Source organism: Methylocystis rosea SV97 (assembly GCF_000372845.1).
In the GTDB taxonomy this organism is placed as follows: Bacteria; Pseudomonadota; Alphaproteobacteria; order Rhizobiales; family Beijerinckiaceae; genus Methylocystis; species Methylocystis rosea.
Genome location: NZ_KB889963.1, coordinates 1137680 through 1161268, shown reverse-complemented (window position 1 = coordinate 1161268; position 23589 = coordinate 1137680). Strand labels below are relative to the sequence as shown.

17 protein-coding genes and 3 pseudogenes are annotated in these 23589 nt (G+C 60.9%); 10 read left to right on the top strand and 10 right to left on the bottom strand.

Going from position 1 to position 23589, the window contains the following annotated elements; translation table 11 throughout:
* Nucleotides 1-125: 125 nt before the first annotated feature.
* Complete coding sequence (locus A3OO_RS0106170; protein WP_156824770.1) at nt 126-449, top strand: hypothetical protein; 324 nt, start codon at nt 126-128, stop codon at nt 447-449.
* 121 nt (nt 450-570) lie between these two features.
* Complete coding sequence (gene ppc / locus A3OO_RS0106165; RefSeq protein ID WP_018406965.1) at nt 571-3381, top strand: phosphoenolpyruvate carboxylase; 2811 nt, start codon at nt 571-573, stop codon at nt 3379-3381.
* 50 nt (nt 3382-3431) lie between these two features.
* Here the strand turns inward: ppc and A3OO_RS0106160 are convergent, their stop codons facing one another.
* Nucleotides 3432-4397: an alpha/beta fold hydrolase gene (locus A3OO_RS0106160; RefSeq protein ID WP_026222735.1), complete on the bottom strand. Its 966-nt coding sequence runs from the start codon at nt 4395-4397 to the stop codon at nt 3432-3434.
* Nucleotides 4398-4599: 202 nt separating this feature from the next.
* Complete coding sequence (locus tag A3OO_RS0106155; protein WP_018406963.1) at nt 4600-4794, bottom strand: hypothetical protein; 195 nt, start codon at nt 4792-4794, stop codon at nt 4600-4602.
* Between A3OO_RS0106155 and A3OO_RS0106150 the strand changes: the two genes are divergently transcribed.
* Nucleotides 4793-5131, top strand: a complete 339-nt coding sequence (locus A3OO_RS0106150) for a rhodanese-like domain-containing protein (RefSeq protein WP_018406962.1) — start codon at nt 4793-4795, stop codon at nt 5129-5131. The two genes, A3OO_RS0106155 and A3OO_RS0106150, sit on opposite strands and share 2 nt — an antisense overlap.
* A gap of 28 nt (nt 5132-5159) precedes the next feature.
* Here A3OO_RS0106150 and A3OO_RS0106145 read toward each other — a convergent pair whose 3' ends face one another.
* Together A3OO_RS0106145 and A3OO_RS0106140 are read right to left on the bottom strand one after the other, a co-directional pair.
* On the bottom strand, nt 5160-6137 hold the full coding sequence (locus A3OO_RS0106145; protein ID WP_026222734.1) for a cytochrome c oxidase subunit II: 978 nt from the start codon (nt 6135-6137) through the stop codon (nt 5160-5162).
* A 10-nt stretch (nt 6138-6147) separates the two neighbouring features.
* Nucleotides 6148-7302 carry a c-type cytochrome gene (locus tag A3OO_RS0106140; RefSeq protein WP_026222733.1) on the bottom strand — a complete coding sequence of 385 codons (1155 nt, stop codon included), beginning with the start codon at nt 7300-7302 and terminating at the stop codon, nt 6148-6150.
* 378 nt (nt 7303-7680) lie between these two features.
* On the opposite strand from A3OO_RS0106140, the gene A3OO_RS0106135 reads away from it, so the two are divergent.
* From A3OO_RS0106135 to A3OO_RS0106120, 4 genes are read left to right on the top strand one after another with little or no spacing between them, the layout of a single operon-like run.
* Nucleotides 7681-8460: a class I SAM-dependent methyltransferase gene (locus tag A3OO_RS0106135; protein ID WP_245257118.1), complete on the top strand. Its 780-nt coding sequence runs from the start codon at nt 7681-7683 to the stop codon at nt 8458-8460.
* A gap of 32 nt (nt 8461-8492) precedes the next feature.
* A complete protein-coding gene (locus A3OO_RS0106130; protein WP_018406958.1) occupies nt 8493-9170 on the top strand; it encodes a transaldolase family protein in 678 nt (225 codons plus the stop codon).
* Between the two features lie 37 nt (nt 9171-9207).
* Entirely contained in the window at nt 9208-9645 is a 438-nt protein-coding gene (locus tag A3OO_RS0106125) for a hypothetical protein (RefSeq protein ID WP_018406957.1), read from the top strand.
* Between the two features lie 8 nt (nt 9646-9653).
* Complete coding sequence (locus tag A3OO_RS0106120; protein ID WP_018406956.1) at nt 9654-11267, top strand: GMC family oxidoreductase; 1614 nt, start codon at nt 9654-9656, stop codon at nt 11265-11267.
* Between the two features lie 21 nt (nt 11268-11288).
* Here A3OO_RS0106120 and A3OO_RS0106115 read toward each other — a convergent pair whose 3' ends face one another.
* Entirely contained in the window at nt 11289-12398 is a 1110-nt protein-coding gene (locus tag A3OO_RS0106115; protein WP_018406955.1) for a glycerol dehydrogenase, read from the bottom strand.
* A 439-nt stretch (nt 12399-12837) separates the two neighbouring features.
* Between A3OO_RS0106115 and A3OO_RS0106105 the strand changes: the two genes are divergently transcribed.
* Both A3OO_RS0106105 and A3OO_RS21240 read left to right on the top strand, forming a co-directional pair.
* Nucleotides 12838-13488 (top strand): FABP family protein, encoded by a 651-nt coding sequence (locus A3OO_RS0106105; protein ID WP_026222732.1) that lies wholly within the window; start codon nt 12838-12840, stop codon nt 13486-13488.
* Between the two features lie 427 nt (nt 13489-13915).
* Nucleotides 13916-14224: pseudogene (locus A3OO_RS21240) on the top strand (2Fe-2S iron-sulfur cluster-binding protein); the annotation flags it as partial.
* 1061 nt (nt 14225-15285) lie between these two features.
* Here A3OO_RS21240 and A3OO_RS24220 read toward each other — a convergent pair.
* From A3OO_RS24220 to A3OO_RS0106085, 3 genes and pseudogenes are all read right to left on the bottom strand, one after another.
* Nucleotides 15286-15588, bottom strand: a pseudogene (locus A3OO_RS24220) (OmpA family protein); the annotation flags it as partial.
* 462 nt (nt 15589-16050) lie between these two features.
* Nucleotides 16051-18591, bottom strand: a pseudogene (locus A3OO_RS21235) (cation-translocating P-type ATPase); the annotation flags it as partial.
* A 1311-nt stretch (nt 18592-19902) separates the two neighbouring features.
* Complete coding sequence (locus A3OO_RS0106085; RefSeq protein ID WP_018406949.1) at nt 19903-20463, bottom strand: cytochrome b; 561 nt, start codon at nt 20461-20463, stop codon at nt 19903-19905.
* A gap of 564 nt (nt 20464-21027) precedes the next feature.
* Here A3OO_RS0106085 and A3OO_RS21230 point away from each other — a divergent pair.
* Nucleotides 21028-21297, top strand: a complete 270-nt coding sequence (locus A3OO_RS21230) for a hypothetical protein (RefSeq protein ID WP_156824768.1) — start codon at nt 21028-21030, stop codon at nt 21295-21297.
* 308 nt (nt 21298-21605) lie between these two features.
* Here A3OO_RS21230 and A3OO_RS0106075 read toward each other — a convergent pair whose 3' ends face one another.
* Together A3OO_RS0106075 and A3OO_RS0106070 are read right to left on the bottom strand one after the other, a co-directional pair.
* On the bottom strand, nt 21606-22739 hold the full coding sequence (locus A3OO_RS0106075; RefSeq protein WP_018406947.1) for a sensor histidine kinase: 1134 nt from the start codon (nt 22737-22739) through the stop codon (nt 21606-21608).
* 284 nt (nt 22740-23023) lie between these two features.
* Nucleotides 23024-23536 carry a L,D-transpeptidase gene (locus tag A3OO_RS0106070; RefSeq protein WP_018406946.1) on the bottom strand — a complete coding sequence of 171 codons (513 nt, stop codon included), beginning with the start codon at nt 23534-23536 and terminating at the stop codon, nt 23024-23026.
* Nucleotides 23537-23589: the final 53 nt, after the last annotated feature.

The following is a 23589-nucleotide window of genomic DNA, read 5'->3' as shown; positions in this document are numbered from 1 at the left end:
GGCGGATCGCATCGTCGCCGACGTCTATAAGCGGCAGAGCCGCCTCGAACAAGTGCCGCGGTCTCGGGCGCTACGGCAAGCGCATCCGCTCTTGTCAAACTGTCCCGCTTGACGCAGTTTCGGCGTTGGAAGTTGCGGTTCCTGTTGGCGGCGAGGCTCCCGTGCAAAAAACCATATTGATTGCGCTACTATGCGCGATGAGCGGCGCTACGCCTGCGCTCGCCGTGAACACCTGGGCAGGCAGCACGGCCGACGATATGGCGGTCGAGCAGGACGCCTGCGCCCCCGACGCTTACCGCTTCTGCGGCGGCAACACCGTCTTCATTTTCGAGATGGAAAATTGTCTCAAGCGGTATATGCCGTACCTGTCTCGATCGTGCCGAAAGCAGCTCTCTCCCACCGATTTTCGTAAATATCACGGCGAAGAGCCGGATTTCTTCGGCTTTTAGAAGCCGCGCGCGACGGTTGAAAAACGCGCCGGACGCCAGACGCGTCGAAAAGGCGTCCGAAGCCTGCTATAGCTGCCTGGACGCGCCCTGAGGCGCGGAAAGTTTCAAAGGTCGCGATAGTATGCAGCTTGAAGCGCAGGCGCAGGAAAAGCTCGTTACGACCGCTCCGGCGGCGGGCGCCGATCCGGAAGCCTTGAAGGGCGACGAATCCCTCATTGACGACATTCGCCTTCTCGGGCGCCTGCTCGGCGACGCCGTTCGCGAACATGAGGGCCCTACGGCGTTCGAGCGCATCGAGACGATCCGGCGGCTCTCCGTCGCCGCCAGCCGCAACGGGGACGCCGAAGCCGACAGGAATCTCGACGCGTTGCTGCGCGCGCTGACGGCGGAAGAGGCGCGCACCGTGATCCGCGCCTTCAGCTATTTCTCGCATCTTGCCAATATCGCCGAAGACCTGCATCCGCTGCAGCAGCGCGCCCGCGCCCAGGCGAGCGGCGCCTTCACCGGCGCGCCGAGCCTCGCCACGACCTTCGCGCGTCTGCGCAAGGCCGCCGTCGGCGCCGGCAAGATCGCCCAGGCGCTCGCGCGCGGCTGGATTTCGCCGGTGCTGACCGCGCATCCGACGGAAGTGCGCCGCAAGAGCCTGCTCGACGCCGAACACGCGATCTTCAAACTGCTCGCCGCGCGCGAACATATGCGCGGCAAGGCCGAGCGCGCGCAAAACGAGATGCAGCTTCGCGCCCGCGTCTCACAGCTCTGGCAGACTGAGCTGTTGCGTCATTCGCGTTTGACCGTGCGCGACGAAATCGAGAATACGCTGAGCTATTATCGCAGCACCTTTTTGCGCGAGATCCCGCGCCTTTACGCCGACATCGAACAACGTCTCGAAGGACTGCGGGTGCCGCCGTTCCTGCGCATGGGCGCGTGGGTCGGCGGCGACCGCGACGGCAATCCGAATGTGACGGCGGAGTCGCTCTCGACCGCCCTGCGCATGCAATGCGAAACGGCGCTGCGCTTCTATCTCGTCGAAGTGCATGAACTCGGCGCCGAGCTTTCGATTTCGCGGCGTTACGCCGGGTGCACGAAGGCGTTAGAAGCGCTTGCGGCCCGCTCGGGCGACGACAATCCGCATCGCGACGACGAGCCCTATCGCCGCGCCCTCATCGGCGTCTATTCGCGCCTCGCCGGCACACTGGAGAAGCTGACCGGCGGCCAGGCGGCGCGCCACGCCGTGGCGCCGGGCGAGCCCTACGCCAATTCATGGGCGCTGCTCGCCGATCTCGTCACCATCGATGAATCGCTGCGCGTGCATCACAGCGAGGTCATCGCCACGCAGCGGCTCGAGCCGCTGATCCGCGCCGTCGAAGTCTTCGGCTTTCACCTTGCGACGCTCGATTTGCGGCAAAGCTCCGACCGGCACGAAGAGACCATCGCCGAGCTTCTCGGCGTCGCCCGCGTCGTCGACGATTACGCCGCGCTCCCGGAAGCCGAAAAGCAGCAGCTGCTGCTGAGGCTGCTCGGCGATCCGCGGCCGACGCGCCTGCCGGGCGTAACATACAGCGACCGCGCCACGAGCGAATTGACGATCATGGAACGCGCGCGGGAGATGCGCCGGCTCTACGGCGACGAGGCGATCCGCCATTACATCATCAGCCACACCGAAACAGTCAGCGACCTCCTTGAAGTTCTGCTGCTGCAAAAAGAATGCGGCCTGATGCGGGGCACGCTCGATCCGCGCGACACTCAGGCCGTCGTCGCCGATCTCATCATCGTGCCGCTCTTTGAAACCATCGAGGATCTGCGCAACGCCGCGCCGATCATGCAGGATTTTTACGCTCTGCCCGGCATCCTCAAGCTCGTCGTCAATTCCGGCGGGCAGCAGGACGTCATGCTCGGCTACTCCGACTCCAATAAGGACGGCGGCATCCTAACCAGCATCTGGGAGCTCTACCGCGCCTCGACCGCGCTTGCGGAATTTTTCGGCCCACTGCCGAACGTCGCCCTGCGGCTTTTCCACGGACGCGGCGGAACCGTCGGACGCGGGGGCGGGCCGAGCTACGACGCCATTCTCGCGCAGCCGCCCGGCACGGTGAACGGGCAGATCCGCCTCACCGAGCAGGGCGAAGTCATCGCGGCGAAATACGCCAATCCGCAGATCGGCCACGTCAACTTGGAATTGCTCGTCGCGGCCACGCTGGAGGCGACGCTGCTCTCCGCGCACAAGACTCCGGCGCCGGAGTTCCTGGAAGCCGCCGAAGAATTGTCGCAGGCCGGCATGGCCGCCTATCGCGGCCTTGTCTATGGCACCGAAGGCTTCGTCGATTTCTTCTTTTCGTCGACGCCGATTTCGGAAATCGCCTCGCTCAACATCGGCTCGCGTCCGGCCTCGCGCAAACCGTCGCGCCGCATCGAGGATCTGCGCGCCATCCCGTGGAGCTTTTCCTGGGCGCAGGCGCGCGTCGCGCTGCCGGGCTGGTACGGCTTTGGTTCGGCGATCGCGCATTTCATCGAAGTGGACGAGAAAGCGCGGCTCGCCCTGCTGCGCCGGATGAGCGAAGAATGGCCGTTCTTTCGCGCGCTGCTGTCAAACATCGACATGATCCTGTCCAAGACCGACATGTCGATCGCGCATCATTACGCCGGACTTGTCGAGGACAAGGCGCTTGCCGCGCGCATATTCGGCATGATCGAGGCCGAGCATGCGCGCGCGAATGACGCGCTCGAAAAACTTCTCGGCTCCAAGGAGCGGCTTGCCGACAATCCGACGCTCGCACGCTCGCTGAGGCACCGCTTCCCCTATATCGCGCCGCTGAACTATCTGCAGGTCGAATTGATCCGCCGTCATCGCGCAGGCGAGCGCGGCGACGACATTCGCGAAGGGATCCTGATGTCGATCAACGGCATTGCGGCGGGGTTGCGGAACACGGGTTAACCCAGTCGCGCAGAGCGCTACGGAGCCGTTCGGGATATCCCGCAATGGCGTTAAGCGGACAGGAATCCCTCAATCTGCGCGCAAAATTGCTCTGGCGCTTCGTCGGCGACGAAGTGGCCGCTGTCGTCCACGATCACAGACCTCAAATTCATCGCCTGGGGTCGGAGCGCGTCCGCGAGTCTTTCGCCAACGCCGTGTCGCCCCGCGATCGCCAACACCGGCATGTCGAGCTTGCGGCCCTTCAAGGATACAGCCGCGGCGGCGTCATCTTTGAGCGCCCGGTAATAGTTGAATCCCGCCGTCATGCCGCCCTCTGAGGCGTAATGTTTGGCGAACTCCGCGATCGCGGCGTCTGGGACCGCGTCCTTCTTGTGGGACCAGGCGCGGATCTGCGCCGCGATATAATCGCGCTCACGCCCCTTGGTCAGCATTTCCGGAAACTCGGGCGCCATGTGAAATCCGTAATGCCAGGCGCCGCCGCGCAACGAGTCCATGTTCTCCGTGCCCGGAACTAGGCAATCCACCAGAACGAGCTTTTCGACATGCTCAGGGTGAAGATGGGCGAGCATGAAGGCGGCTTTCCCGCCCATATCGTGGCCAATGACATGGGCGCGCCCTCCCGCGGTCTGGTCGATGAGGTCGCGAACGTCGCCCGCGATGGTTTGCTTGTCATATCCCGCGGCGGTGCGTTCGGACAGGCCGAGGCCGCGCAGATCGGGGGCGATCAGTGTAAACCGCCAGCAGAGGCGCTCCATCGTGGAGCGCCACGCAAACCAGGTTTGCGGCCAACCGTGAAGCAAGACCACGTTAGGGCCGGCGCCGACGCGCACATAATGCAGCTTGACGCCATTGACGCGCGCGAAGAGGCTCTCGCCGCCATTGAGCGCCAGCGCGCCGTCTTGGTAATCCGCCGCGGCTCGCGAACTCGTCTCACCTGTCGTCGGCGAAGCGGTGGCGGCTGCGCCGGCAGCCAGAGTCGACGCTCCGAGAAGAAAGGCGCGGCGTTCCATGCTCATGATCTGTGTTTCCCGTGCATAGGGCAATGGAGAGGATTCTGTCCCGGCAACCTCAAGAGTGCCCGGCATGCGCAACATTTCAAAGTCGTCGACCGTCGCGTGCGACGGCGCTCGGTCGAGCTTTTGACGGTCGCCCTTTTTCATTCTTGGCGGTCAGATGAATGCTACGGTTTTTCGGTGTTCCAGTCGGCAGCGAGAATTTCTAGAATGGGGCCGCCCGCCCGTAAAGCGGATCGAGTATGCAATAAAGATGGCGACGGAACGCCTGGAGCGCGCCGCGAACCGTGGTATAGGCCCGATAGCGCATCGTCAGACGCAAGCATCGCGTCAGCCGCAGGATTTCTAAGCGCGCGGCGCCGAGAATGTCATGCTGGATCATAGAAGGATTGAGCGTCATGAGCACAGGTAATCCATTCAATGACATCAGCCTCGAAGAGCTGAAAGCGGGCCTTGCAACAGGGCGGGTCTTGCTTGTCGACGTGCGAGAGGCTGACGAATATGCGGCGGGCCACATCGCCGGCGCGCTGTTCAATCCGCTGTCGAAATTCGATCCGAGCCAACTGCCGGTCGCCGGCGAGGGCCAGCAAGTGATCATCTATTGCCGCTCCGGCAAGCGCTCGGTGTCGGCGATGGAGCAGGCGCGGCTCCTGGGACGTCGCGACGCCAACACGCATTTTGGCGGCGGCATCCTCGCCTGGCTCAGCGCCGGCGAACCTGTCGTCCAGGGCATGTAAAAAGCTGCGCCCGGACGGCGGCGCAGCTTCATCGCAGGCTCGCGAGATAGCGCGACAGGGCGAGCAGTTCGCTTTCGCTGAAGATGTCAAAGGCCGGCATCAGATTGCCGGGCTTGATGTCTTGATTGTGCTTGATCCATCGCGCGATGGAGGCTTCGTCCGTCGCGAGGATCGCGGCGCCGATCGAGATCCTGCCGCCCACATGTGTTAGATCGGGTCCGAGCCGGCCGGCCGCAGGAGTTCCGCGAATTGTGTGGCACGCGCCGCAGCCGCGCGAAAGAAACAGCGCCTTGCCTTCTCGAGTCTCCCGCGTTGTGGGCTCCTGTGCAGGCTGAACCTCCCGCAATCGCCATTCGTCATATTCATTTAGCGGCATCGCCACGACGTTGAACGCCATCAGCGCATGCGCCCCGCCGCAATATTCCGCGCATTGGCCCCTGCTCACGCCAGCTGTCTCGGCGCTCAACGTCAGCGCGGTCTTGCGGCCGGGAATCATATCGAGCTTGCCGGCCAATTTCGGCGCCCAGAAACTATGGATGACATTGTCGCTGGAGAGTTCGATTTTGACCGCCTGGCCCACTGGGATTCGCAACTCATTGGCGCTTTCGACCGCGGAGCCGGCGTCGTCGCGATAGACGACGCGCCACCACCAGCGCTCGCCCGCCACCTCTAGTCTAACTGGACTCGCCGCCATCTTTCCCGGCCCCGCGCCGAGCATAACCAGTCCGTAGACGAGGAGCGCGGTGAGCGTGACGACGGGGAAGATCAATCCGCCGGCAAGCACGACAGTGTCCCCGGTCAGGAAGGCTCGTCGGCGCGCCGGCGCAAATAGCGCGATCGCCGTCACGAGAATGACCACGAGCATGATTGCGCCGCTCCCCGCGACCATGACCCAGAAGAGTTGCGCGATATGTTGGGCCTGCGGCCCGGTCGGCGCGAGCGTCGATTGAACGCCCTCGCATCCCGCGAGCAGCAGGCACGCTGGAGCGGCGCGCGCGATGCGCAAGGATCGCTGTCTATCGCGCACGGCGGCCTCCACGGCGAGGCGGTGGGATGGGCCGATCGGGCCTTTCGGCGGGCGTCTCAATGCTGGCGAAAAACGCGGCGACGTCTCGCGCCTGCGCGTCGGTCAGACGCGACGCGATCGTCCCCATGATCGCTCCATATCCGGACTTTCTGCGCAGCCCGCGTTTCCACAGTTCGATTTGGCCGACGATATAGGGCGCGAATTGACCGTCGAGCTTTGGAAAGGACGGCGCGCGTGTTTCGCCGTGGCAAACCAGACAGGGCGGGACGCCCGACTCCGCGACGCCCTGAGTCGCAATTTCTTTGCCGCGCGCGATTTGATCGGCGTTCGACTCTATCGGCGGCGCGCTTGAAGAGAGGTTCGGCGCGCCGGCGTAATAGGCGCTCAGCGCCGTGATCGCGGCGTCGTCCAGCGCCACGGCGATCGGCTCCATGATTCCGCTCGGCCTCAGACCGCTGGCGAAATCACGCAGCGCGCGTTCAACATAGGCCTGCGTCTGCCCGGCGAGGCGGGGCACGAGCGCGCTTCTGGGCTGCCCATCGCCGCGATGACAACGCACGCATCGGGTCAGCGCCTCCATCGTCATGCCATTCCGGGCGATCTCAGCGCCGTCATTCGGCCGCGGCTCAGGGTCGCCGATGGCGAACAGCCGATATTGGCTCGCGCTCATCTGCGGAAGGGCGCGTAGAAAAGCGACAACGGCCCACACTTCGTCGTCGCGTTGCGGCGCGACCCACGCCGGCATTCCAGTGAATTTCAGACCATGCTTGACGATCCAGAACAGCTGCTCTGTCGACCAGCTGGATGCAGCGCGGTCGAGTTCAGGCGGCTCTGGGAGCATGCGATCAACGATCGGGTCGCTGCGCCCCCCCGGGGCGCCGTGGCAAGGCGCGCAGCCTCCGTCGAAATGGCCGGCGCCGAGGATCACCAGATTTTTATCATCGAGCGTCGGCGGCGTTATGGAGGCGCTGTGCGTCGCAACGGAACGGCGCAATCCAAATTCCAGGAACCAGCGTGTGAGCGGCCAATGCGACTGGCTGGCTGCGACGTTGTAGAGACCCGACCACGCGAAGAACAGGACTGCCAAAGCTAGAACGAGGGCGACCCCGAAGCCGGCGAGTAGAGTTTTACCGGCGACCGCCACCTGGCGTCACCGCCGCGCAGCGCCGGGGCATCGGGGGCGAGCTGCGTTTGACTGTTCGCTTCTCTCCATACCGATCTCCCCACTTGACGCGAGCTTGGCAGCGTCGCCGACGCAGTAGCGTCCCAAGAGAGATAGGGTTGGAACACGAAGCGAGCAGCTCGCACGCGCAGGCCTCGCCAAATGGCCTCAAGAGGCCGTCGCGGCAGAAAGCGTTCCTCGTTTGGCGAACCCATGGCCACTGTCGAGCTGAAGGAATAAGTTCCAATTTTAAGGCCTAGAGCGCGGCTCGCGAAAAAGTGGGAACCGGTTTGTCGCGTAGAGCGCGCTCTAAACTTTGCGAGTCGATCACGTGATCTGCATTTGGGCGATTCCGCCCAAATGCAGCGTGATCTAGCAGCGACTTTCCGGGACATGCGCATGATCGACCAATATCGAACAATCAGCAGGCAATATTCGGCAGCGCGGAAGGATGACCATACGAATTTCCTTGAAACGCCAACCGTCCAATCGGTTCTCGGCGATGTTTCAGGCGCGCGCGCCATCGACTACGCATGCGGGACTGGTCATTATTCCCGGCTTCTCAAAAGACTTGGCGCAAATAATGTGCTCGGCGTGGATCTGTCGTCCGCGATGATTGAAGCCGCGCGGCATGAAGAGGTCCAAAATCCACTTGGCGTCACCTACGAAGTCGGCGACGCCGCGACGATGGCCGTTTTTGGTTCATTCGACATTGCTACCGCAGCCTTTCTGTTCAACTACGCCGAGGACGAGCAGACGCTTGCGCAAATGTTCAGGTCTGTAGCGGCGAATGTGATTCCCGACGGCAGATTGGTCGCCGTCGTGCCCAATCCGGACTTCGTCAACGGTCGCGAGGATACGCTTCCTTATGGGTTTTTTCTCGAGGAGATCGGGGAAGGTCCCATGCGCCTGCGCGTGCGGATGACCTTTGTCGGCGAAGAAAAATTCTGGATCGAATTCACCCAGTGGAGCCGTCGCGCTTACGAGGACGCGCTGGCGCAGGCGGGGTTTGTTGACGCCGAATGGACGCGGTTCGCCGTGTCTAAGGAAGGTATTGAGCGTTACGGGCAAAACTTCTGGGACGCAATTCTCGCCAATCCGAAAAGCGTCGTGTTGAGCGCAAGGAAAAAGCCCGCGTGACCACGGCCTCGGCCAGAATAAAGTGAGACGCGATGCTTCTCGTCGATACGGCGGATCAAAACGCTATCCTGAACGCGCTGAAATTTCCAGGCGTGCAGGGGTTCACCACCAATCCGGCGCTGATGGCCCGCGCGGCCGGCGCGGAAGCTTTATCGTTGGATGAATACGTCGCCGCCGCGCGCAAGCTCTGCGGAATGTCCGCCGACATTGGCGCGATTCAGCAGCTGATGATTCAGGCGGTTGGAAGCGCAGACGACGCGCTGACGCAAGCGGCATGCTATGTCGACGACCTGAAAGCCGCGCGCGAGAAAAAGCTCTGGATCAAACTTGCGCCGACGGCGACGAGCCTCGCGTGCTGCCGGGCGCTGAAAGACATAGGGTGCGCATCTCTGGCGACGGCGGTGTTCACGGCGGCGCAGGCCTATGTCGCAATGGAGGCGGGCGCGGATGGCGTCGCCGTATATCTCGGCAGGCTCATGCGGCATGAAAGAGATTGGGAGAAGCAGCTCGAAAGCGTCGCCGCGATCGTCAAGAGCGCCGAACGGACCTTGCTGCTTGCGAGTTTCCCTGATCGACAGACCGTCGAAGTTGGACTTCGATATAGCCGCGACATCACGGCGCCGCCGTCTGTTCTCGACGACTTGCTGACGTCTTCACTGTCGCAGAATGCAATCAAGGCGTTTGACGAGAAGGTCGCATCGGAGCGCTGAAGAGCGGGCTAGGCCCGGAAATTTTTAGGAAGCAAGAATGCAAATGCGCGCAAAGGATCGTGACGTCTCGCGCCGGAAGCTTCTGATCGGCTGCGCGCTCGGCGCGCTCACGCCCTGCATTGCGGATCGGACGGGACTTGCGGAGGCTTCCGATCTCGAAAACTTTCTACGCCTCAGCGCCGAGCTAACTGGACGCACGCATCTTCCGGTCGATTCGGCTCGGATTTATCTGCAGAGTCTTGGACTCGATCGCGGCGCATTGCGCAGCATGGACCCTCTCCAAGATAAAGACTCGGACGGCCTTGCGCGAAGAATTGTGGCGGACTGGTATTCCGGTCAAACCGTCGACTCTGGACGCATGATTTGCGTCGATTACACGGGGGCACTCATGTGGGATGCAATTGGCTTTGCCGGGCCAAGAGGCATTCCCAGAGATGACGGTGCCGGCTGGGCGCTCGCGCCAGTCGGGAAGTGAAGCCTCACATGGATTTTCACGCCGACGTAGTGGTCATTGGCTCTGGCGTCGCCGGGGCGTTGGTCGCCTCTCGCGTCGCGCGCAAAGGCGCGACAGTCATTATTATGGAGGCCGGCCCTCGCGTCGACCGCGCCGCCTCGGTGAGACGGTTCCAGAGCGCTTCTGCAAAGACGCCCGAGTCGGCCTATGAGCAGGACGCGTTCGCGCCGCACCCGGAGTCAGACAAGCCCTATGCGTTCTACGCGCAGAAAGGGCCTCGCCCGTTCAACTCGACCTATTTGCGCCAGGTCGGCGGCACGACATGGCACTGGCTGGGCACCGCCGTTCGACTGGTTCCCGCCGATTTCGAGATGAAATCGCGCTTCGGCCTCGCCGTTGACTGGCCGATCTCCTATGCCGATCTCGAACCATGGTATTGCGCGGCGGAACAGCAGCTCGAAGTCGCCGGAGACAATGACGACGATCTGGGCTCGCCACGCTCCGCGCCCTACCCGTTTCCGCCGATCGCCCAGAGTTTTCTTGATCTCGCATGGCGCGACGCTTTGCAGGAGTCCGACTATAAGGTCCGCCCAACGCCGCAGGCGCGACTCTCGAAACCGTCCGGCGACCGACCGGCCTGTCACGGCAGCGCCAGCTGCATTCCCATCTGTCCGATCCAAGCGAAATATGACGCGACCATTCACGTCGCGCGCGCAGAGTCTTTCGGCGCACAGCTGCTGACGGAGACCTGCGCCAATTTCGTCGAATGCCGCCCGGACGGGCGCGTCGAAGCGGTCAGGTTCGTGCGCTCGGACGGATCGTCGGGACGCGTGTTCGCGCGCGTCGTCTGCGTCGCCGCCAACGGCGTCGAGACGCCGCGACTTCTGCTGACCTCGGCCTCCGAGTCCTTTCCTGGCGGCGTCGCCAATCGCTCTGATCAGCTCGGCCGAAATCTGATGGATCATCCGATCCAGCTCAGCTGGGCCCTCACGCGTCAACCCGTCTGGCCTTATCGGGGACCTGGGGCGACATCGGGGATCGAGAATTTCCGAGAACTGAAAGACCGCGGCGCAAATTCGGCTTTGCGATTCGAATTTGGCAATGAAGGGTGGAATTGGCCGACCGGAGCGCCTGAATCGACGGCGCGCGAACTGGCGCTCAGCGGCCTGCGCGGGAAGGCGCTCGACACGGCGCTCAGAGACCAGACGTCGCGTCACATTCGCGTGGCCGCATTGACGGAGCAACTCCCTCTGGCGAGCAACAGGGTGACGTTGGATCGGACGCAAATCGAAAGGACTGGTCTGCCGCGCCCGGCGATCTTCTTTCAACTCGACCGCTACACCGACCGCGCCCTTGCCGCCGCCCAACATCTGCATGAAGACATGTTTGCGAAGATCGGCGTGGAAGCCTTTTGGCACAAGGACGACGCCCAAGGCGCCGGCCATATCATGGGCACGGCGCGCATGGGCGAAGACGCGGCGACGTCGGTCGTCGACAAAAACCTGCGCGCGCACGCGCACCGCAATCTTTTTCTGGTTGGCGCCGCCGTGTTCCCGACCGGCGGAACCGCCAACCCGACGCTCACCATCGCCGCGCTCGCCCTGCGCGCCGCCGACGCCGTTCTTTCATCCTTGAAGGAATAGTCGCCCCGCGGGAGCTGCCTCCTATGAAGCGCGCGCCTTGAAGGCGACGCCCATGGAGTCGGCGGCATAAATCGCGTCCATGAGAGTCGCGGCGGTCACCTCAAAGGGTTCATTATGCGCGCTCTCGCCGGCGGCGACGGCGCGCTCGGCGATCGCCCGCGCCGTCTCGCGCGACAGATTTTCGAGTCCGAGTTCGGCAAGCGTCACAGGCAAGCCGACCGAGAGGCAAAATCCCATTGCCTCATCGACCGTCGAACGCGGCCGTCCTTCCAGAACAAGCTGCACCAGCGTGCCGAAGGCGACCTTTTCGCCATGCAGCCGATCATGCGTTTCCGGCGCGGCCGTCAGTCCATTGTGGACCGAATGCGCCACCGCAAGGCCGCCCGACTCGAACCCGAGGCCGGAGAGCAGCGTGTTCGCTTCGATGATGCGCTCAAGAGCGGGCGTGATCGACCCGGCCCGCGCCGCGGCGACGGCGGCTATCCCGTCATTGAGGAGCGTTTGGTAGCAGAGCTCGGCGATGGCGGCGGCGGCGATCGTGCTCAGTCCGCCAGCGACGTTCTTGCGATGCGCGCGGATGGTGGCGTCCGCTTCGAAAAAAGTGGCGAGCGCGTCGCCCATGCCCGAGATCAGCAGGCGCACCGGCGCGCGCGCGATGACCGTGCTGTCGACAAGCACGAGATCGGGGTTGCGCCGGTAAAAGAGGCATTTCTCGAATACCCCGTCCTCGCTGTAGACGACCGAAAGCGCGCTGCAGGGCGCGTCGCTCGACGCCGTCGTTGGACAGCAGGCGACGGGAAGCTCAAGTTCCGCGGCGACGGCGCGGGCGGCGTCCAATGTCTTGCCGCCGCCGGCGCCGACGATCGACGAGGCCGAGACCCGGCGCGCCTCTTCGCTCCCGCGGGAAATCTCCGCAAAGGAGCATTCCCCGCCGAAATCGAGAATCGCATAGTCGAGTCCGGCGGCTGGGAACGTCTCGCGCCAAACCGGCTCCAGCGCCTTGCGCGCAGTCGGACTCGCGATGATCAGCGCCTTTCCCGCAATGCCGAGCCGCGAAAGCTCCGATGCGAGCGACATGGTCGCATCGCGGCCCTGAACATATCTCGCGGGAGCGCAGAAAACCTTCAACATACGGGAGATCCGATCTGATGCGTGAGGGTTGCGATTTGAGAGCAAATACGACCGCAACGCAACGCATCGGCTTGAGATCAGCCATCTTCGGGGTGATTACAGCAGCTTACCCGGGCGCTGCGCTCAAGAGGCCCACAAAAAAGGGCCGGCCCCACCGGCCGGCCCCGATCACTTCGAAAAGCTAAGCGTTTTTTGCAGCGTTCGGATCATCGCGCGTCTCGTTGAAACGCGCAGTGCGCCCGCGCACGGTGCGTGCGGCGCGATTCATGTCCGAAGCGTCCGCCAAGCCGACGTCTCGTCGCCTCGATGGTCGCTCGGTCTCCTTCGCAAGCCGCTGCGACGAATGTCGGCAGCAGATTGAGTAAATTTGCCGCTTGAAATCAGGGCGCACACGTTCCTCAATCACAAGCGCTCAGATGAGCAAGAAGGGACACAAAAAGTGTGCAGCATTCCGGAAGACATTTTTACCGAGCCTGAGTTCTCCCCTGATACGCTGGCTAATCTGGGTCCGTTGCGCCGCTTGGCGGGCGTGTGGCAATCCGATCGAGGCGTGGACGTCAATCCCAAGGCCGAAGGGCCAGAAAGACGCGCGTATCGCGAGCATATAAGGATGGATCCGATCGATCCGCAGACGAACGGGCCGCAGCTCCTCTATGGATTGCGCTATCACATCCATATCAACACGCCGGAGGAGGCGATCACCTTTCACGACCAGGTGGGGTACTGGCTCTGGGAGCCGGCCACGGGCCTGATTATGCAGACCATCGCGATCCCGCGCGGACAAGTTGTGCTGGCGGGTGGAACGGCGAAGCCCGACGACGCGCGCATTTCCGTCGAGGCGCGGCGCGGCGATACCCGCTTCGGCATTTGCTCGACGACCTTCCTGGAAGAGGCGTTTCGCACCGACTATTACCGCATCGACATCGCCTTCAACGACGATGGCAGCTGGACCTATGTGACGCGAACGGATCTCGCCCTACGCGGCGCAACGCCAGCGTTCAACCACCACGACACAAATACGCTGCGCCGGATCGCGCCTCCGGCGCCAAATCCGCTCGTCGGCCTGCTGAAGGACAGCAAAGTGAGTTAGCTCTGAATTCTCGAAAACGTCATGTCGCCCCCGATGTTAGTCCACCCCGAGTCGCCAGAACTTTCGGCGCAATCGGGAGGTCGCTGGCGTTTTGCCATAATAGAACGAACTATTCGATAAATTGAAATTGAGAGATAATCGCATTCGCCTAAATATAGTGCCGTTGGCATATTGTGGCAATTGCAGTCGTGTCTTCCCGACCCCGGTCGCGACGTCGAACACCCCGGACCATGACGCCATGCTCCTGGCGCCGCCGGAAGCGCAAAAGAGCCTGCGCTCCGCGACCATGCCATTTGTTGAGCCATGTTGCGACGTTGAGGTCGTCGCAGATCGAGCAACTGTGGGAGGGAATGAAAGCCACTCTTGAAGTGGGTTGTGACCTCTTGAAGGAACAAGAAAAGGCAGCTTTGGATTGGCGAGGCAGCGAATGTGGTCTGAACTGCGTGGATTGAAAGACGAGATCGATTTTGGCACCCCGCCACGAGATGGATCGCCCGTAACGCTTGATATTGACGACGTGACCGTCACGGTTCCGGCCGGCAGTTCAATCATGCTTGCCGCCGCAAAAGCGGGCCGCGCAATCCCGAAACTCTGCGCCACCGATATGCTCGAGCCCTTTGGCAGCTGTCGCGTCTGTCTCGTAGAGATCGAAGGCCGCGGCGGGTTCCCGGCTAGCTGCACCACGCCGGTGGTCGAGGGCATGAAGGTCAAGACATCGAAAACCGCGCTCGTTCAGCGCGTCGATAGGCGAGCGGAAAAACTGGGAGCGCAGCGATAATGATGGCGCCAAATTGATCACCCTAGATCAAAAAATCATAGAAGTGCGCGCGCCAGAGCGCATTGCGGCTAGATATGCGCTGCGACCCGTCTGCACCACCCGCACTCCTGCAAGGTCGAGTGCCTGAACCATAAATGTTGAGAATTGTGACGGGGAGGACGCCAGCTCCCTCCGCGGGCGCAATGCCCGGCTGCTCGATTTTGCGCCGTTACGTTAATGACAATGGCGCCTGCCTCGGCGCCGTTCAAGGCGGAAATGTGAAGCGCGTTAAACTGGCTCCCGTTCACCCGGGCTTGGTCAGCTCGCCCCCGCTGTGCGGGGAACGCAAGAGCAGCTAAGACGAGGAGTGGGCCGAGCCCGTCCGGCTGCGTCTCGGATCATGAGCTTCCGCATCAACGAATGATTGGAGATCGCTCCCAGAAAATTGAGTGGGTCGTCGATTGGACTTGACTTAGCCCGGATTTCTCACAGAGCTTGGGCTTATAGGGTTCATGAACGTCATCGTCATGGCTTCCTTCCGCCGCTCGACCAAGGAGGCCGAGCGTGCGCTCGGATGCGCAGAGAGGACAAATGATTAACTCCGTCATCGCATGTGCGCTCATGATGAAGCTTTCTATGACGACGAAGTTGGAAATGGCCCGGCTCTTTCCAGAAGTGGCCAGCTACTGCATGACACATCCTTCCGGGAAGGTTCGCGTCTCCTACCGGTTCGAGGGTTCGCCAAGATCATCACGGTCCGGCGGCCGTCGTTGAGCTACGCGCAGCATGTACAAGCCGAAAACAGGTGTAGCTTCACCATACCCCGCAGCTGTTAATTTGGTGGTATCCGTGCATCGCATCAAAAAAGTCAATTCGCATCGAACAAGCTTCCAGTGACGGGCAAAACCGCGCTAGAGATTTTGGAACACGGTCATTGCGGCTTGACCCCCGTCGAACGCCCAAACGCGGCTTTTGCGACCGTTCGTTTGAATTTGCACCATAGCCCTCAAACTTGCTGAAACCACTTTTCTTAGCATTCGCTACTTTCGAGTTACGCCTAGCGAGATTCGTCGATTTTTTGTCCGTCCCTCCTCAGTGTCATTGGTTGCGACCGGATGGCTTTCGCCATAACCTTTCGTGTTGAGGCGTGAAGCGTCCACGCCCATTCTCGTCAACTCGCGCATCACCGAGTCTGCGCGCGCTTTTGACAATCTCTTATTTGCGCTCCGGGCGCCGACGCTGTCCGTATAACCGCCAATCACGGATATGACGTTCGGATAGGCCGCCAGGATGTCTGCGATGTTTTTTAACTGATCCTGAAATGCGGCTTGCGGTTTTGCTTTGCCCGTCTCGAATTGGAGGCGGTCGAAGTCGAACCAGGTCACTCCTTCTATCTTCGCTTCACGCTCGAGAAACGCGAGCAGATTTGCCTCCATGCCGGAGCTCGGAACATTTAGTATGAGACCGCTGGGCAGCTTCCTGCTTAAAAGTTTAGGAGACCCGCCAGCCGCCGTTCTCGTGCTGATCTCCTGTTCTCGGCCGCTTGGCTGGGCTTCCTCCACGGCGGATTTCGTTTCCTTGGACGGAGTGGGAGCGCCTTGTTGCGCGGGCGGGGCTTCAATCCTCTCTACTCGAGACGACCCAGTCTCTCGCGGCGTGATGAGCTTTGGCGCATAAGCGATAAGAAGCCAGCCAAATGAAATCGCCATCGCCGCGGCTGCCGTCCATCCGACACAGGCCCTCACGTTCACGCGACCTTGTACGAATATCCGACGGAGCCAACGAACTCCGTTAAGTCCTGCGCCGCGCCAAACGTATTTGAGCGCTTCAAGCAGCACCAACACGATCACGCCGGCGCCGAGCGTGACTGACAGGTCGTCCAGGTGTAGGGGCCCGAAGCGGAAGAGAGCGCTAATGGGGGGCGAAAGGAGCGTCAGAGTCAGCATCGCCACGACGGCAAGGAGTACCCACGCAAGCGCCGTGTTTGGTCGACGTAGCGCTGTTAGCAGCGATGCGCTGAAGGTGCGGTTGACAAAGATTAGGCCGACGATCGCGAGGACCAATGAGAAGAAAGTTAACGCGCGCACTTCCGTCTCTGGCATGCCCCGCTTCAGCGCGATGAGGAAAATGCCGGCGACAAGCGCGAATGCGAACGCTCCTTGTAGAAGGCCCCACGCGATCACGGGACCGGAGAATAGAGGCTCGTCAGTGGGACGTGGCGGGCGGCGCATCACATCGTCTTCCTCGATCTCGGCTTCGAAGACGAGCGAACAGACCGGATCGATCACCATTTCCAGAAATGCGATGTGCATCGGCCCAAATAGCAGCGGCAGGCCAAACAACAGCGGCAATATCGCCAATCCCGCGATGGGCACATGCACCGCGAAGATGAAACCTGTCGCCTTTCGCAGATTGTCGTAGATTCTGCGGCCAAGCCGGATCGCCTTGACGATCGAACCGAAATCGTCATCGAGAAGGACGATTGAGGAGGCCTCCCGCGCCACGTCCGTTCCGCGTCCGCCCATGGCAATGCCAATGTGCGCGGCCTTGAGAGAGGGGGCGTCATTCACGCCGTCTCCCGTCATGGCGACGATCTCGCCGTTTGCTTTGAGCGCATTCACAATTCGGAGCTTCTGATCAGGCAGGATTCGCGCAAATATGTTCGCTGTCCGCATGCGCTGCGCGAGCTGTGGCTCGCTCTCGCTTTCGAGTGTCTGTCCTGTCACGACTTCGTCGGTATTTAGACCCGCCTGGCGAGCGATGGCCTTCGCCGTCGCTGGGTAGTCGCCCGTGATCATGATCACCCTGATGCCTGCCGACCGACACTCGCTCACGGCGGCTGGAACGGCCGAGCGTAACGGGTCGGCGAGTCCGACGAGCCCCAAAAATTCGAACGTGAAGTCTCGCTGGGAGTCCGGCAATGCTTTCTGCGCGAAGGATGCGCTGGCCACTCCCAGAACGCGCTGTCCCTCGGCAGCCATGCCCTCAACGGACCGCTTCACTGCAGCAAACTCCGTCTCGTTCAATCGGCAGAGGGTAGCGATGGCTTCCGGCGCGCCTTTGGCCGCGACAACGAATTCCGGCGTGGCGTCGCTTTGCCAGACCTGTGACATCGCAAGGAGATCGGAACGAAGACCGTAGGTCTGCAAAAGTTTCCAATCTGGACCAAGCAGAGTTCCGGTCTTGGGCAAATGGATCCGGCCGAAATCGTGAAACGCTTTTTCCATCGGATCGAATGGATCAGGCGCGCTGGCGAGAATTCCGAACTGGACCAGATGATCGAAGCTTGCAGGCATTGAGCGGGATATCTGGCCGGCTCGTAATGCCTCGCCGCCCTTGAGGCGTAGTTCGGCAATCGACATCTGGTTCTCGGTCAGGGTGCCGGTCTTATCAGTGCACAAGACCGTCGCCGAACCCAGAGATTCGATGGCCGCGGCGCGACGGGTCAATACGCGCGCCCGCGAAATCCGCCATGCCCCCATCGCCATGAATACGGTGAGCACGACGGGAAACTCTTCGGGCAGCATCGACATGCCGAGCGCGATGCCCGCGAGCACCGCATCGAGCCATCCTCCGCGCAACAGGCCGTAGAGCAACACCGCCAACACGCTTACGGCGCCTCCCGCGAGAGCAAACACCCCCACAAGACGCCGTGTCTGCGCCAGCAGACGCGGCGGCTCAGTTTCGAGCGTGCTGAGCGATTGGCCAATTTTGCCGATTTCGCTAAGTGCGCCGGTCGCGATCACCTCGCCGATTCCGGCTCCGCGCACCACCAGCGAGCCGGAAAACACATATGGCAGGTCGTCGCCCCCCGGTCGGCGGCTTCCGAGAGGCGCATCGGCGCGAGAGATCTTGCGAACGGGCGCCGACTCTCCCGTCAACAGCGATTCGTCGATCTGTAGGTCCTGGCATTCGCTGAGCGCCGCGTCGGCGGGAACCCGGTCGCCTTCGCTGAGCACGACGACATCGCCACGCACGACTTCGCGCCCAGCGATTCTCTTACGTACGCCGTCACGAATAACCAGCGCGCGCGGACTCGTAAGATCGCGCAGCGCTTCGAGGACGCGCTCGGTGCGGGTCTCTTGCACCGCCGTGATGACGACCGACATCGTTGCGAAGACGAGGAGAATCAATGCTTCCTTCAAATCCCCCAGCAGCAAGTAGATCAGGCCGCCGCCGATGAGCAGCGCGAGCATCGGCTCGCGCAGGACCTCGAGAACGATTCGCAACGGCGTGCGCCGTTGCGGCCGCGGCAGCTCGTTGTACCCCTCGCTCTTCAGCCTGGCCTGCGCGTTTGCTTCACTGAGGCCGGGAGCCGAGTGGAGGGCTGAGGAAGCATCTGGCACTAAAACCCTCCCGAGCGTTCGCTGACCCGCATTTTAAAACCCGCCATGCGTTAGCCGACTGCGACGGGACGATGATCGCAATGCCGAGCAGGCGTCACAAGCCCGAGAATCGTCGCCAAGTTGCGACAGGCGGATGTATCGACCTCACAACGACAAGTCGCGGACGCTGTTCGCGCGATCGGCGTGACCGAGGGGACTTACTGCAGAGTCGATCGTGGCCTCGTTCAGTCCAACCTGCGCCTGATCATAGGCGTTTTTCGCACTATCCAGGGCGTCTCGAGAAATCACCTTGGTCGGGGCGAGTCTCTGGCGCATTGTCACATTAGGCGCTTACCGTTGCTGACGTCCCGCTCGTATCGGCCAAGATGACCAAACTCAGCTGTGCCCTGAGCTTGCGCGACGTGGAAGATCTGTTGCTGAACGGGGCGTCGCGGTTTCCTACGAGACCGTGCGACGATGGGATGTGTCCAATGCCTCGACGCGTATCCACGTCAGTGGGGGTGGGAGGAGGTGTCGCTTCCGCGATCTAGATTCGTGCGAACCGACAAAGTGGCCTGCCAAGGATTGGATGAGGGACCACGTCTCCGATGCGTCACGCCTCGTTATAATAAGCGGCGCTTTTCGCAAGGCGATCCGCGCGTTGAACGCAATTAAATGACCAGCGCACTCGCGCCGGACAGATCAAGCGTTTGGCATATCCATTCTGCTAAGTCGAACGGAACGAAGTGGTGAGCGCGTCCGATCTTTCGAGTTGAGCCCTTTTGCCGAAGCGCATCGGTGCCTCACGAATTCCTGTTGCCAAAACTCAACGCAAATGCGAAATTTTGAAACAGGTTTGAGGAAAGCTCTTCATTAGGCGAGAGCCGAGGGCTGACCCAAGCGCGCGTCACCAAATATCGACGAAAATGCAATGAGTTTTGGACATTGCCGTAAATTTACCGGGAGACTGCGGTGCTAACGCTCATAATTGGAATCCTTATTATCGTCGTCCTTGGGGCGATCTTGTTTTGGGTGATCGATAAATTCTGTCCCGATGCGCGGCTAGCACAGCTACTCAAGCTGCTAGTGGTGCTAGTCTGTTTGGGAGCGATCATAGCCCGGGTGCTTCCGCTACTTGGGTCTCCTTCATTTCTATAGCAGCATCAAGTAAACGAAAATCCCGAAGGGCTAAGGAACTTCCTGGATGGAATTCCCCTTGAAACGCCATGTTCAGCGGGTGGATTGCCCGCAGTGCATTCGCGCTCGGGTCGCCGAAAGGCCGCAACGAAGCCGAAGCTATCACAGCGTCACTTTAGAGCAGCGAGCGCAGGATTAGCGGGGCTCCGAAACCCCTGGCAGCATACGTCTCAGAGTGCGATCGCGGAAAACGAAGTGGTGGACCAACGCTGCTCCAGCATGGATCGTGGCGAGGATGATAAGTCCATTCGCTAGAGTTTCATGAATTTCCTTCATGTCGTGTGCAAACGGTTTGTTCTTCGTCCACGGCGATGCGATATCGAAAATGCCAAGCACGGAAAGCGCGTCGCCATCCGCAAATTGCGTCGCGACGCCAACGGCGACAACCGCCGCAAGCAGCGCGTAAAGCGCAAGGTGGACGATTTTGGCGGCCAAATCGCCCGATCTCCCCAGCGGCGTCGGTTCTGGAGACGGCGGCGCGTTGATTAGACGCCAGCCGACACGAAAGATCAAAAGGATGGCGATCAGCTCTCCCGCAGAAACATGGATTAATTCCCCGAGATCGCGGGCTCTCCCACGTGGCAGATCTTCACCCACGGTCCCGAGCACCCATGCGACGCCAACAAGAAGCACGGAAAACCAATGAACGATTTGGACGGCTGCGCCGTAGCCTCCCAGAGAATTGCGCCACTGCATTGAGGGCCTCACTGTATTTTCCGCGGATCTGTATCAATACGACATAATTCTTCACTTCGGCGAATTTCAGTCGAACGCCGAGAAGCGATGCGGCAAATTGTATCGGCCGATTGTCATGGATCCACATTGGTCGCTTCCCACGCCGCAGTTGGCGCGCGCAATGAGGCAGCCAGCTCCGCCACGCATAACAAGCCTACGACGATCAACATGATGGCCATATAGTCGAAATCAGTTGGCGACGAATTCCCGGCCGTAATACCGCGTAAGGTCACATGCTCAGGGCGCTGATTTTACTGTCGTGAAAGTTTTCGAAAGGGGCCACAATTGAAATCTGATTTACACCGAGGCCTCGACAACTTCACATTTGGGCCTAGTTGATCCTCTCGGGACGCAGAAGCAGCGCGCGGCACACCTGCATTGGGGCGGACTCGACTCTGTGTTTCTCAAAATCTGTGTTTCTAAAAAAGGGATGTCGAAATGTGTAAGAGTGTGAAATCGGTCCTGGCCGCGTTATGCGGGATGACCGCGCTGGCGGCTCTACCGACGGAAGTTTTGGCTGGCCCCATGAGCGCCACGAGTCCAACGAGCGTTGGACTAACGACGTCGTTCGAACAAGCTTACTATCGGGGCTATCGCCGCGGTTATTATCGCCGAGGCTACGGCATTCCGGGCGCCGCGGTTGGCGCAGCGGCTGGCGTCGCGGGCGCCGCGGCCGGCGTTTTGGGCGCGGGAATCGCGGGCGCAACGGGCTACGGCTATCCCGGCTACGGCTATGGCGGCAGTTCGTGCTGGCAGTGGGACCCCGTCGCTGGTTGGGTGTGGGCCTGCCAATAAAGCGCGCGCCTTATTCCTGTGCCGCAATTCGACGCGAGGCCGCAACAGCTATCGGCTTCGCGTTGAACCCAGTGGGGGCGACTTCGGTGGGATTAAGGACGCTGAGCGTGCCCTACTCCTTTCGATTGCGGTTGCATCGACAAAATGTTGTCACAGCGACAGTGATGCCCTCGGCAGGTTCTCAGCCTTTGGACTCTGATCCAGCGCTAACCTGTCCGTCCAATTTATATGGATTGCTCCTGGTGATGCCGTAATGCGCGACGTTTTTCTGCCAACGCCTTGCCGACCTTATTCTGAATTGGCGAGACCTATGCAGGCCTTGGGCTAAACGTCGCATGCGCGAGCGACACAACGAGTCCGTGGGGACTGTTCGCCATTTCTATTTGCGCCTTGATCTGTTGTGCGAGCGCCTTCACAAGCGTGCTGCCCAAGCCGTCAGAAGGGGCAGCTGTATTGTATCCTTCCGGCCTGCCCACGCCATTATCGGACACCGTGAGCTGCCAGTTGGAGCCGGATGTCTCGTATTTGACGAGGATCTCCGCGTCGGGGCGGCTTTGCGGAAATGCATATTTCACGGAGTTGATAACCAGCTCGGTCACGATCAGGCCAAGACTCACTGCTTCCGTCGAGGGAATGAGAGCGCGGTCGAAGGCATATTTCAGGGATATTTGTTTCTCCTCGCCGATCATAGAGGCCGCGAGGCCGTCGCATAGCGTGGTCAAATAGGGAGCGACTTCGACGAGTTCAGTGCGGCCTGCCGTGTCGATGTGCCGCTGCAATGTCGCCACCGACATAACGCGGGAGTAGGCGTCCTGCAGGTGTCGGCGCGCTTCTTCCGAGGTCGTGACCCGAGTCTTCATCATGATGATGTTCGCGATGATTTGCAAACTATTGAAAATGCGATGCTGCATTTCCAGGAGCAGCACTTCCTTCTCCCGTAGCAGCGTCCTGGTTTCATTGAAAAGAGACTCCTTCTCCTTCTCTATGAAACGTCGATGGGTCACATCTACGAAGGAGAGCAAAATAGCTTTGTGAGCGTTGCTGGTGAAGAACACTTCTCGCGCGTTCACGATCACGACGCGCTGTCCGATGCGAGGAAACTCGGCATCTATCTCAAAATCTTCGGCGACGGCGTGCTCGGGCAGGATTTTATCTAAGAGCGAAGCTAGGCGCGCTATATTGAAACTGCCGTCTAAAATCTCATAAACGGGACGTCCAATAATCTCTTCGGGGCTGACCTCAAAATTATGGAAAAAGGACCGGCTAGCTACGGTAACGCTGAGATGACAATTAAGCACGAGCAGAGGATCGCGGACCGTGTCGACGACCGCCTGGGCAAGCACCGGCGCGTATTGCGGATCTAAAGGTTCGACTGTGATTTCGAAATATCCTTCCTGGCGCTTTTTAATACGCGCAATTGGTACGAAAAAATCTTGGTCCAATTTGGCTCAGGCGCGTTGGCCTAAGGCCGGCGCGAAATTCCGACTGCGTCGCTGCTACACTCACACCACAAACGCGGGTGTCTAGAGCGGTCGCGGGTCGAGGCCCCTCCTATAATTTTTCTTTCCTACGCTAGGAATATAGCAATTCCAACGCTCCGAGTCATGTCGCCGTGCCCGGTGGTCGAGAAACGCGGCCAATGCCGACAGTCGAAGCGTCCAAAACTCTTATGGTCTGCATAACACGTTAAAAATCGGCCGCCCGCGGACAACTAAGATCGTGACCGTCATGGCCTCATGATAACAGGCGTACCGACGCTTACGCGATCGAACAGATCAATCACATCCTCATTCAACATGCGGATGCAGCCGTAGGAGACGGCGGAGCCGATCGACGCGCGCATCCTTTTGGTCGTCCCGTGAATCGCCACCTGGAAGCGGCTGAGGGTAAGAGCGCGAGCGCCCATGGGATTGTTCGGCGCACCGCCGCGAATGAGGTCCGGCAATTCCGGATGGTCGCGTTTTACAATCCATGGCGGAGCCCAGTCGGGATTGACGTATTTACCGATAATCGTGGCGGAGCCGGACCATTCCTCGCTGCTCTTGGGCACGGCGATCGGATAGCGAATTGCGACGCCTTCATCCTCAACGAAAAAAAGTTTGCGGCGGCGCGCGTCGATGACAATCGTGCCCGGCTCGACGGATGACGAAAAGGCCACCATATCCCGAGCGGCGCTGACCGACGGCAAGGCGGCGGCGCCAACGACGAGCGCCACGCCGACGATGAGTGTGCGCAACAAGCGAGCGAAACGTTCCGTAAGTGCCGGAGCGCGTATTTGAGACGATAAGCTAC

Bases quoted from the DNA above. Each gene is read 5' to 3' on its own strand.
- A3OO_RS0106155 (WP_018406963.1), bottom strand. From the start codon at position 4,794: ATGACGCTCAATCCTTCTATGATCCAGCATGACATTCTCGGCGCCGCG.
- A3OO_RS0106130 (WP_018406958.1), top strand. From the start codon at position 8,493: ATGCTTCTCGTCGATACGGCGGATCAAAACGCTATCCTGAACGCGCTG.
- A3OO_RS0106120 (WP_018406956.1), top strand. From the start codon at position 9,654: ATGGATTTTCACGCCGACGTAGTGGTCATTGGCTCTGGCGTCGCCGGG.
- A3OO_RS0106125 (WP_018406957.1), top strand. From the start codon at position 9,208: ATGCAAATGCGCGCAAAGGATCGTGACGTCTCGCGCCGGAAGCTTCTG.
- A3OO_RS0106150 (WP_018406962.1), top strand. From the start codon at position 4,793: ATGAGCACAGGTAATCCATTCAATGACATCAGCCTCGAAGAGCTGAAA.
- ppc (WP_018406965.1), top strand. From the start codon at position 571: ATGCAGCTTGAAGCGCAGGCGCAGGAAAAGCTCGTTACGACCGCTCCG.
- A3OO_RS0106085 (WP_018406949.1), bottom strand. From the start codon at position 20,463: ATGCAGTGGCGCAATTCTCTGGGAGGCTACGGCGCAGCCGTCCAAATC.
- A3OO_RS0106160 (WP_026222735.1), bottom strand. From the start codon at position 4,397: ATGAGCATGGAACGCCGCGCCTTTCTTCTCGGAGCGTCGACTCTGGCT.
- A3OO_RS0106115 (WP_018406955.1), bottom strand. From the start codon at position 12,398: ATGTTGAAGGTTTTCTGCGCTCCCGCGAGATATGTTCAGGGCCGCGAT.
- A3OO_RS21230 (WP_156824768.1), top strand. From the start codon at position 21,028: ATGAGCGCCACGAGTCCAACGAGCGTTGGACTAACGACGTCGTTCGAA.
- A3OO_RS0106135 (WP_245257118.1), top strand. From the start codon at position 7,681: ATGCAGCGTGATCTAGCAGCGACTTTCCGGGACATGCGCATGATCGAC.